This window comes from Arthrobacter sp. 10T413_2 (genome assembly GCF_056394205.1).
The window spans coordinates 21,836-30,550 of sequence record NZ_JBFTHK010000040.1 but is presented as its reverse complement, the minus strand read 5'-3'; the positions used below and the strand labels follow the sequence as shown (position 1 = coordinate 30,550).

The 8,715-nt window shown below is 67.0% G+C and carries 7 protein-coding genes and 1 pseudogene; 4 read left to right on the top strand and 4 right to left on the bottom strand.

Features of this window, described 5'->3' with window-relative positions:
- On the top strand, positions 1-1,075 hold a 1,075-nt coding region (locus AC1DBQ_RS09085; RefSeq protein ID WP_476928191.1), incomplete at its 5' end, for a beta-ketoacyl-[acyl-carrier-protein] synthase family protein.
- A gap of 148 nt (positions 1,076-1,223) precedes the next feature.
- Here the strand turns inward: AC1DBQ_RS09085 and AC1DBQ_RS09080 are convergent.
- The 4 genes and pseudogenes from AC1DBQ_RS09080 to AC1DBQ_RS09065 all read right to left on the bottom strand — a co-directional run.
- The gene (locus AC1DBQ_RS09080; protein ID WP_476928190.1) at positions 1,224-1,727 is read right to left on the bottom strand and encodes a DUF3145 domain-containing protein; all 504 of its coding nucleotides are present in this window, start codon (positions 1,725-1,727) and stop codon (positions 1,224-1,226) included.
- A 429-nt stretch (positions 1,728-2,156) separates the two neighbouring features.
- Positions 2,157-3,113 carry a tyrosine recombinase XerC gene (locus AC1DBQ_RS09075; protein WP_476928192.1) on the bottom strand — a complete coding sequence of 319 codons (957 nt, stop codon included), beginning with the start codon at positions 3,111-3,113 and terminating at the stop codon, positions 2,157-2,159.
- Positions 3,114-3,176: 63 nt separating this feature from the next.
- Positions 3,177-4,364, bottom strand: a complete 1,188-nt coding sequence (gene dprA / locus AC1DBQ_RS09070) for a DNA-processing protein DprA (RefSeq protein ID WP_476928189.1) — start codon at positions 4,362-4,364, stop codon at positions 3,177-3,179.
- A gap of 47 nt (positions 4,365-4,411) precedes the next feature.
- Positions 4,412-4,522: pseudogene (locus AC1DBQ_RS09065) on the bottom strand (magnesium chelatase subunit ChlI family protein); the annotation flags it as partial.
- Between the two features lie 15 nt (positions 4,523-4,537).
- Between AC1DBQ_RS09065 and AC1DBQ_RS09060 the strand changes: the two are divergent.
- The 3 genes from AC1DBQ_RS09060 to AC1DBQ_RS09050 all read left to right on the top strand — a co-directional run bounded on the left by AC1DBQ_RS09060 (position 4,538) and on the right by AC1DBQ_RS09050 (position 8,462).
- On the top strand, positions 4,538-5,929 hold the full coding sequence (locus tag AC1DBQ_RS09060) for a recombinase family protein (RefSeq protein WP_476928188.1): 1,392 nt from the start codon (positions 4,538-4,540) through the stop codon (positions 5,927-5,929).
- A gap of 578 nt (positions 5,930-6,507) precedes the next feature.
- A complete protein-coding gene (locus AC1DBQ_RS09055) occupies positions 6,508-6,723 on the top strand; it encodes a hypothetical protein (RefSeq protein WP_476928187.1) in 216 nt (71 codons plus the stop codon).
- Positions 6,720-8,462, top strand: coding sequence for an AAA family ATPase (locus tag AC1DBQ_RS09050; protein WP_476928186.1), 1,743 nt, complete (start codon positions 6,720-6,722; stop codon positions 8,460-8,462). The genes AC1DBQ_RS09055 and AC1DBQ_RS09050 overlap by 4 nt, the downstream gene beginning before the upstream one ends.
- Positions 8,463-8,715 lie beyond the last annotated feature (253 nt).

Below are 8,715 nucleotides of genomic sequence, written 5' to 3'. Positions count from 1 at the left end.
CGCCTCCACCCCGGCCCTCGAGGTCCTGAGCCGTGTCGAAGCCAAGCGCATGGACCCCTCGACCCAGTTCGCCGTGGTTGCCTCCCGCKAGGCCTGGGCCGACTCCGGGATCACCKAGATCGACCACGACCGCCTCGCCGTGGCCTTCGCCACCGGCATCGGCGGCGTCTGGACCCTCCTGGATGCCTGGGACACCCTGCGCGAAAAGGGCCCCCGCCGCGTCCTGCCCATGACCGTTCCGATGCTGATGCCCAACGGCCCTGCCGCCGCGGTCAGCCTCGACCTGGGCGCCCGTGCCGGCGCCCACACCCCCGTCTCCGCCTGCGCATCCGGCACTGAGGCCGTCCACATGGGCCTGGACCTGATCCGATCCGGCAAGGCCGACGTCGTCGTCTGTGGCGGCGCCGAGGCCGCGATCCACCCCATGCCGATCKCCGCCTTCGCCTCCATGCAGGCACTCTCGCGCCGCAACGACGATCCCGAGCACGCCTCGCGCCMCTACGACCGCGACCGTGACGGTTTCGTCATGGGMGAAGGCGCCGGCGCCCTGGTGCTCGAAGCCGAGGAACACGCCCTGGCCCGCGGCGCCCGGATCTATGCCGAACTCGCCGGCACCTCGGTCACCGCTGACGCGTACCACATCACCGCCCCGGACCCCGAGGGCCTCGGCGCGACCCGCGCGCTGAAGGCCGCCATGTTCGACGGCCGCATCCAGCCCGAAGACGTGGTGCACGTCAACGCGCACGCCACCTCCACCCCGGTCGGCGACAAGCCCGAGTACACGGCGCTCAAGGCCGCCCTGGGCAAGCACGTGGACAGCGTGGCGGTCTCGGCCACCAAGTCGCAGATGGGGCACCTGCTGGGCGCCTCCGGTGCGGTGGAGGCCGTGCTGACCGTCATGGCTGTCTACGACCGCAAGGCGCCGCTGACCATCAACCTCGAGAACCAGGATCCGGAAATCCCGCTCGACGTCGTCACGACGGCCCGCGACCTGCCCTMCGGCAGCATTGCGGMGCTGAGCAACTCGTTMGGCTTCGGCGGCCACAACGCCGTGATCGCGGTACGCAGCGTGTAGTTGCTGCACGGCCCCGGCCGAATGACGGCTGGCCCGAATGACAGATGGCGGCAATGTTCCTCGTGGACATTGCCGCCATCTGTGTTTGGCGCCTAGCTATGGAAGTGCTGCGGTGGTGCGCCTGGTGCTCTGCTGGGCTGGGCGGGCCCTAACCGACCTGGTGGAGCCAGCGCACGGGGGCGCCTTCGGCGGCGTGGCGGAACGGCTCGAGTTCCTCGTCCCAGGCCTCACCCAKGGCGAGCGAGAGCTCGTGGTAGACGGCCGAAGGGTCGCCGGCACCGGATTCGTAGGCGTACCGGATGCGGTCCTCGGAGACCATGATGTTGCCGTGGACGTCGGTGGTGGCGTGGAAGATCCCCAGCTCCGGGGTGTGCGACCAGCGTCCGCCGTCGACGCCCTGGCTAGGCTCTTCGGTCACTTCATAACGCAAGTGGGCCCAGCCGCGGAGAGCGGACGCCAATTGAGCCCCCGTGCCCGGCGTACCGGTCCACGACAGCTCGGCCCGGAACATTCCGGGCGCGGCAGGCTGCGGGGTCCACTCCAGATCCGTCCGCTTGTCCACGACAGACCCTATGGCCCACTCGACGTGGGGGCACAAGGCAGTCGGGGCCGAGTGAACGAACAACACACCGCGGGTCAGTGCAACAGACATTCCATCCTCCATAGCTGTAGGTACGTCTTCCCCAACGACCTCTGCCTGGATGTCTGTCTGTTGCGCGGATCCGAAATTGTGCCGACGGTCCCTGCCAGACTACTAATATACAACCGGGTTCGAAGCTGGGACGTGGTGCATTCCAGCTTCAAGTTCAACTTGAAACTTCCCGGGCGTGAGTTTTATTCTGCCCTACCCCTCCTAATTACGCCAGTGCGATTCGGCGCGTCCTTTTCGGCGCGCCGAATTCGTCTCTAGGGACCGCGAGGGGAGCGCCCGGCGGGGCGGACGGGGCGGCCGACGGGGCTGACGGCGAAGGCATGCGGGGCGTGTGACGGGGCCCGTGAGGAGGCTGCCGACGTGGCCGCTGTCACTCCACGCGGCGGCCCCTGCACCGGCGGGCACGGACGTTGCGCTGGAAGCCGGGGTTCAGGCCCGGGGGTGCGCCTGCTGGTAGCTTTGCCGGAGCCTCTCCACGGACACGTGGGTGTAGATCTGCGTGGTGGCAAGACTGCTGTGGCCGAGGATTTCCTGCACGGCCCGCAGGTCCGCCCCGCCGTCCAGCAGGTGCGTCGCAGCGGAGTGCCGCAGCGCGTGCGGGCCGGTGGCGGCGGTGTCCCCCAGCCTCTCCAGCATGTCCTTGACCACGCTACGGACCTGGCGCTGGTCCACCCGGCCGCCGCGCGCGCCCAGGAAGAGGGCCGGGCCGCTGGACCCGGTGGCGAGGGCCGGCCGGCCCCGACGGAGCCAGTCGTCGACGGCGAGCGYCGCCGGAAGCCCGTAGGGCACGGTGCGTTCCTTATTGCCCTTGCCGAGTACCCGCAGGGTCCTGCGGTCCGGGTCGAGGTCATCCACATCCATCCCGGCCAGCTCCCCGACCCGGACGCCCGTGGCGTAGAGCAGTTCGAGCATGGCGCGGTTGCGCAGGGCCAGCGGTTCCCCCTCCGCGGAGGCGGCTTCGGCGTCGTCCACGAGCCGCTGGACCTGTTGCTGGTGCAGGACTCCGGGCAGGGACTTTTCCCGTTTCGGGGCCTTGAGCCGCAGCGCGGGATCGGCGTCGATCAGCTCCTCGCGGACGGCCCATGCGGTGAACGCCCGGGCGGTGGCGGCRCGGCGGGCCAGCGTGGCACGGGATTTGCCGGACTCGCTCTGGGCACCAAGCCAGCGCCGCAGGGTTCCGAGTTCCAGCCCGGCCAGGTCCTGGATCCCTTCGGTMGCGGCATGGGCCAGCAGGCTTTCGACGTCGGAGAGATACGCCCGCACCGTATGGGCCGACCGCCCCCGCTCAGCTTCCAGGTAGCGGCCAAAGCGTGCGGCGGCGCCGTCGAGTGCGGCGGGGAGATCCTGTGTAGACACCCTCCTACTGTGGCAGTATTCCGGGGGCATTCTCAGGAGCCGGGCGGCGAGCCGCGGCATACCGGCCGCTGCATACGGGCGTAGGCGGCCATGTCAGGTCGCTTTCCCGGAGCGTTTCCAGCCGCCGTGCCGGGATTCGGCCAGCCCCAGCAGCCCGAGCCGGCCAAGTCCGGCACGGACCGATTCCACGCTCAAGCCGCCCACCACGGCCAGCTTCTCGACCGAGCTCGTGGTCCGCAGCGGCAACGCATCGAGYAGGATCAGGTCCTCAAGGGTGAGGCCGTCGTGGACTTCCGTCCGGCCGGCCTTGTCCGGGGGCAGGGCCTCACCACTCGGGGAGGCAAGCTCGGCGATTTCCCCCGCGTCCGTGACGCACACGGCCCCGCCCTCCCGAAGCAGCCGGTGGCAGCCGGCGGAGTTGGCGCTGTGGATGGATCCGGGCACGGCGCCCACGGCTCTGCCCAGGCTTTCGGCGTGGTGGGCCRTGTTGAGGGCACCGGAGCGCCACCTGGCCTCGACCACCACCGTGACGGAGGCCAGGGCCGCAATGAGCCGGTTCCGCTGGAGGAACCGGTAGCGGGTGGGTGCGGATCCGGGCGGGACTTCGGCCAGGACTGCGCCGTGGTCCGCCACCGCCCGGAGCAGATCCTCGTTCCCGGCGGGATAGAAGCGGTCCACTCCCCCGGCCATGACCGCGATGGTGGGCARGGCGCCCGCGCCTCCGGCCAGCGCGGCCCTGTGGGYGTGGGCATCAATCMCATAGGCGCCGCCGGAGACGACGGTGAAGCCGCGCTGGGCCAGGGAGTACGCGAGGTCACCCGTCACCGAGGCGCCGTAGCTGGTGCTGTCCCGGGAGCCCACCAGGGCGATGGCTTTGGCCGCGGGCGGCAGCTCCTGCTCGACGCCGCGCCACCACAGGCACACGGGTTCCTGGAGTCCGAGGTCCGCCAGCTGCCGGGGCCACAGCTCATCTGAGGGGATGATGATCCGTCCGCCGAGCCGGCGCATGGTGGCCAGGTCCCGTTCCGGTGCGAGGTCGGGGATGCGCGGCGCCCAGCGCTGCAGCGCCCCGGTCAACCCTGACCAGCTGCTGCCGGAGCCGCTCTCTGCCAGGATCGCGGTGATCTCCCGTTCCAGGTCCGGACCGGCGGCGAGCCGGCCGCACGCGATCCTCAGGGCGTCCTGCGCTCCCGCGGCCTGCACCAGGGCCAGGGCCGCCGCGTCCTGCGGCTCGAAGAGGCGGGACAGGGCGGCCCGGGCGGTTCGTTCGTCGTCGCTCATGATGCTTCCTTTCGCGTGGCGTTGGGGGTGCGGGGTCGTGCCCGGGCTCAGGGGGCCGCCGTCGCGGCCTGGCGGAGGCCCAGCGCCTGGCCGACGTCGTCCGTGTCCGGGACGTCGTGGCGGGACAGGTCCGCCAGCGTCCAGGCGAGGCGCAGTATGCTAGTTTTGCGTATGTGAAGGCCATTGTTTACTTACGCATCAGTGAAGATAGAACAGGGCAGCAGCTTGGAGTCATCCGACAACGCGAAGACTGCGAGCGAAAGGCCGCCGACCGTKAACTGACCATAGTCGCGGTAGAGACAGATAACGATCTCAGTGCATACACGGGTAAGCGCCGCCCCGGCTTCGAAGCCGTACTTGAGGCTGTCGACACGGGCCGGGMCCAAGTGGTCATTGCGTGGTCCCTTGACCGTCTGCAGCGCAATCGCCGCGATGAGCTGCGCCTGTACGAAGCCTGCCGCAACAGAGACGCCCAACTGGCACTGGTGAACGGAGCGGATCTGGATTTTTCGACAGCCGCGGGCCGCTTTGTCGCGGACGCACTCGGCAGCGTTGCCCGCATGGAAGTGGAGATGAAGTCAGATCGACAGCGCCGGGCAGCTGAACAGGCAGCGGCCGCCGGCAAGCGCGCGGGCGGACGGCGGCCTTTCGGTTATGACCGTGACGGTATGACAGTCAGGCCCGATGAGGCAGCGGCGGTCTCGTCAGCGTTCGACCTGTACCTCGGCGGAACGCCGTTKGCCGAAATTGCCCGCGAGTGGAATAGCCAGGGGTTCACGACAGGGCAGTCCCGGCGCGGAGAGAACGCCGGGCAACCCTCGCCATGGACGCGGTCCAGCGTCCGCGACGTACTGAGCAGCCCCCGCTACATGGGCAAGAGGGCCCACAAGGGAGAGATCGTTGCCGATGCACTGTGGCCGGCACTGGTTCCTGAAGAGACGTGGCGCGCCGCCCAAGCGATACTCGCCCGCCGTGCAGGCCAGCAGACGCCAAGCGCGGCGAAGTACATGCTGTCGGGGATTGGACGGTGCGGAGTTTGTGGCGGCAAGATCCATGCCGGAGCCACAGCTCGGCGCGGGGTACGCGGCTACCGCTGCGCACAATCTACCGGCCACTTCTCCAGGATGGCTGACCCGGTAGAGGAATGTGTTGTMCGGACGATCACCGCCCGCCTCGCACTGCCTGACGCCACCCACCTGCTGACAGACACAACAAGGCCTGACCTGCCTGAGCTTCGAGCGGAGGCCACCGCACTCCGCGAGCGCCTTACTGCCCTGGCAACGKACTTCGCAGAAGGCGAGCTGACCTCGCAGCAGCTCCGGGCAGCTTCAACCCGCATCAACGAGAAGCTTGCTACGGCCGAGGTCGCCATGGCAGACGCTGGCCGCATCGACTTGCTCGGCCCACTGATCAGGGCGGAGAATGTCCGTAACGAGTGGGATAAGCTCCGCTCAAGCCAGCAGCGGGCGGTCATAGACACTCTGGCAACCATTACCTTGCACCCTCCAGGCCGGGGCAGAAGGATCTTCGATCCTGACACGGTGACGATCGAATGGAAGACGTAGTCGATTGAACTTCTTTACCGTGAAACGCGCTCCTGCACGCAGCGGAGCTGAGTACACTGCGTTAGTGACCAACCCGGCCGCGATCGAGTTAGTTCGCGCAAGGGAAAGAGGTGCGTACGCTTCTGCTCCACGTATCCCGCTCTACTGCGCAGGCCACCGGACAGGGGTAGCCATCTTGCTCGCGGTCTGCAACGACATCGACGAGGGCGAAACCGTACCAGACCATGTGCAAATGCTCGTCGAGCCCGAAGTCGGCGCCGACAGTCCAGGAACCGCCGCGAGTGGGCATAGCACCAGGGGAAACAGCTACAGCATAGTGTGCGGCACTTGTGGCCGAACCACATCCCGCCAGGACGTCAAACTCCTCCGGGACGCCATCGAATGCCTAGCCACCGCTAACGTGAAGGCCAAGGGCCGCTACCGCATTTCCATAACCTAGACGTTGGGTGCTAGTGTCGAGGCCATAATGGTAGCGGCCAACCTCAGCCCGCAATATACAGGGCCCCAATAGGGGAAAGTGGCCAAACAGCTCCCGGTGAAATGACAGCTAAGTTCTGTCCTCACACGGGAGCTTTCTCATGCCCAGTAAAGTCCTCTCCGCCCGTAGCCAGCTCGGAGTAGCCACCCGTCGCGCTGACCCCGTCGCGATCGACGCTGCCCGACAAGCCCTCGCCGCCGCCAAGCTCGAAGCCTACGTCGCGAAAGTGATTGCCATCGCKCCGCCCCTGTCCCCAGAGCAGCGCGATCGTCTGGCTCTGCTCTTCCGCCCGGAAAAGGTGTCGGGAACCCCATGAGCGCAACCGCCTCCACCGCCGGCGAACGCCTGGCCGACATGCTCCTGGCCAACGGCAACACGGCTAAGCCCTCGGGTTCAAACACGTGGCAAGCACAGTGCCCCGCGCACCCGGATCGAAATMCGTCCCTGACGATCACCCAGATTGAAGGACAAGCCCTCGTCTACTGCCACGCCGGCTGCCACATCGACGCCGTCCTGGCCGCCCTCAAACTCGGCAAGAGCGACCTCTTCGACAATCCCAAAGGCGCCGCCTACGAATACCGTGGTGCGGACGGCCAGCTCGCCCGAACCGTCTTCCGCACCCCTGCCAAACGGTTCCGGCAGACCGTCATTGACAACGACACCGTGCCCTTGTACAAGCTTCAGAAGGTCATTGCCGCCGTCAAGGCAGGAGCGCCCCTCTACATCTGCGAGGGCGAAAAGGACGCCCACGCCCTCGAGTCTCAAGGCGTCACCGCCACCACCGCACCAGCTGGCGCAGGGAACTGGGCGAAAGCTGACCATGAACCGTTGCGTGGGGCCGCCAACGTCCACATCTGCATCGACCTTGACGAGGCCGGGAAGAAACGGGGAGCCGCGCTCTACAAACACCTCACCGAAATCACACCCGGACCCGTGAGGATCCTGGCCGCCGCCGAAGGAAAAGACGTCGCCGATCACATCGCCGCCGGCCACACCATCGCCGACCTCGTCGAAATCTCCCCAACGGAACTCGAGGGGGTCGGGCCCGCAGCCGAAGAGGCGCCGCACTCCTACCTCCGCACGGCAATCAGCGCTGCGGACCTCATGGCCACTGATTTCCCGCCCATCCGGTACGTCGTCGAGGACCTCATCCCGGAAGGCCTGACCATGGTCGTCGCGCCTCCCAAGATCGGCAAGTCATGGCTGGTGCTCKGGATCGGACTGGCCGTGAGCAACKGAACCGCGGCACTTGGCTGCATCCCCACGCAACAGCGCCCAGTCCTCTACCTAGCCCTCGAAGACGGCCACCGCCGGCTCAAAAGCCGCCTCGTCAGCCTCGGCGCCGTCAAACCCTCCCCAGACCTGACCTTCATCACCTCCGTTACCAKCGGATTTATTCCCGACACGATCGGTGAATACTTTGAGAAGCACTCCGGCAAAGCGCCGGTAGTATTCCTGGACACCCTCGGCAAGGCAATGCCGTCCGCAGGCGCAGGAGAAACCACCTACGAACGCGACTACCGCGTCGTCGGGGGCCTAAAAATGCTTGCCGACGCGCACCCCGGATCCAGCATCATCATCGTCCACCACACMCGTAAAGCATCGGGAAGCGATTTTGTAGACGCAGTTTCCGGGACCCAGGGAATCGCCGGTGCGGCCGACACCATCCTGCTTCTGCAGCGAGACCGGGGAGAAAAAAACGCAACCCTCCACGCGACCAGCAGGGACACCCGCGAAGGCGAATATGCCATCGACCTCGACGACTCCGGACGGTGGACCCTCACCGGTGGCAGCCTCGAAGCGGCAGCATGCGCGGAACAGACCGCCAAAGTAACCGGCGGCCTGAGCGACCGGATGACCGACGTCATAACAACCGTCGGCCGCCACCCGGAAGGAATCACACCACGCAGCCTGAAGGCCCTCCTTCGTGACATCCCGCCCGAAGCCGTGGACGTTTACCTGGGCCGCGCCCACTTGGCAGGAAGGCTCCGAAAGCTGGAACGAGGGAAGTACGCTCCGCTGCCGCAGCCAGCGCTGAACCTGTCACCCGCATGAACCCGGGAACCGGCGTTAGCGGAGGACAGGCACGAGCACCCCCTCCAGYGGTGTTAGAAGCGTTAGAAGTTAGAAACTTCCCACCCAAAGCAGGCACTATATGTTCCTCCTGTGTTGTATGTGATGGAAATCAGAGAGAACTTCTAACACCTAACGCTTCTAACGCAGGTGGCCGCAGCGACTAGTCCCCACGTAGGGAGGGAGGTCAAAATCGCTACAAGTTTTGAGCTCACGGACTGTTCGCCCGGTAGCG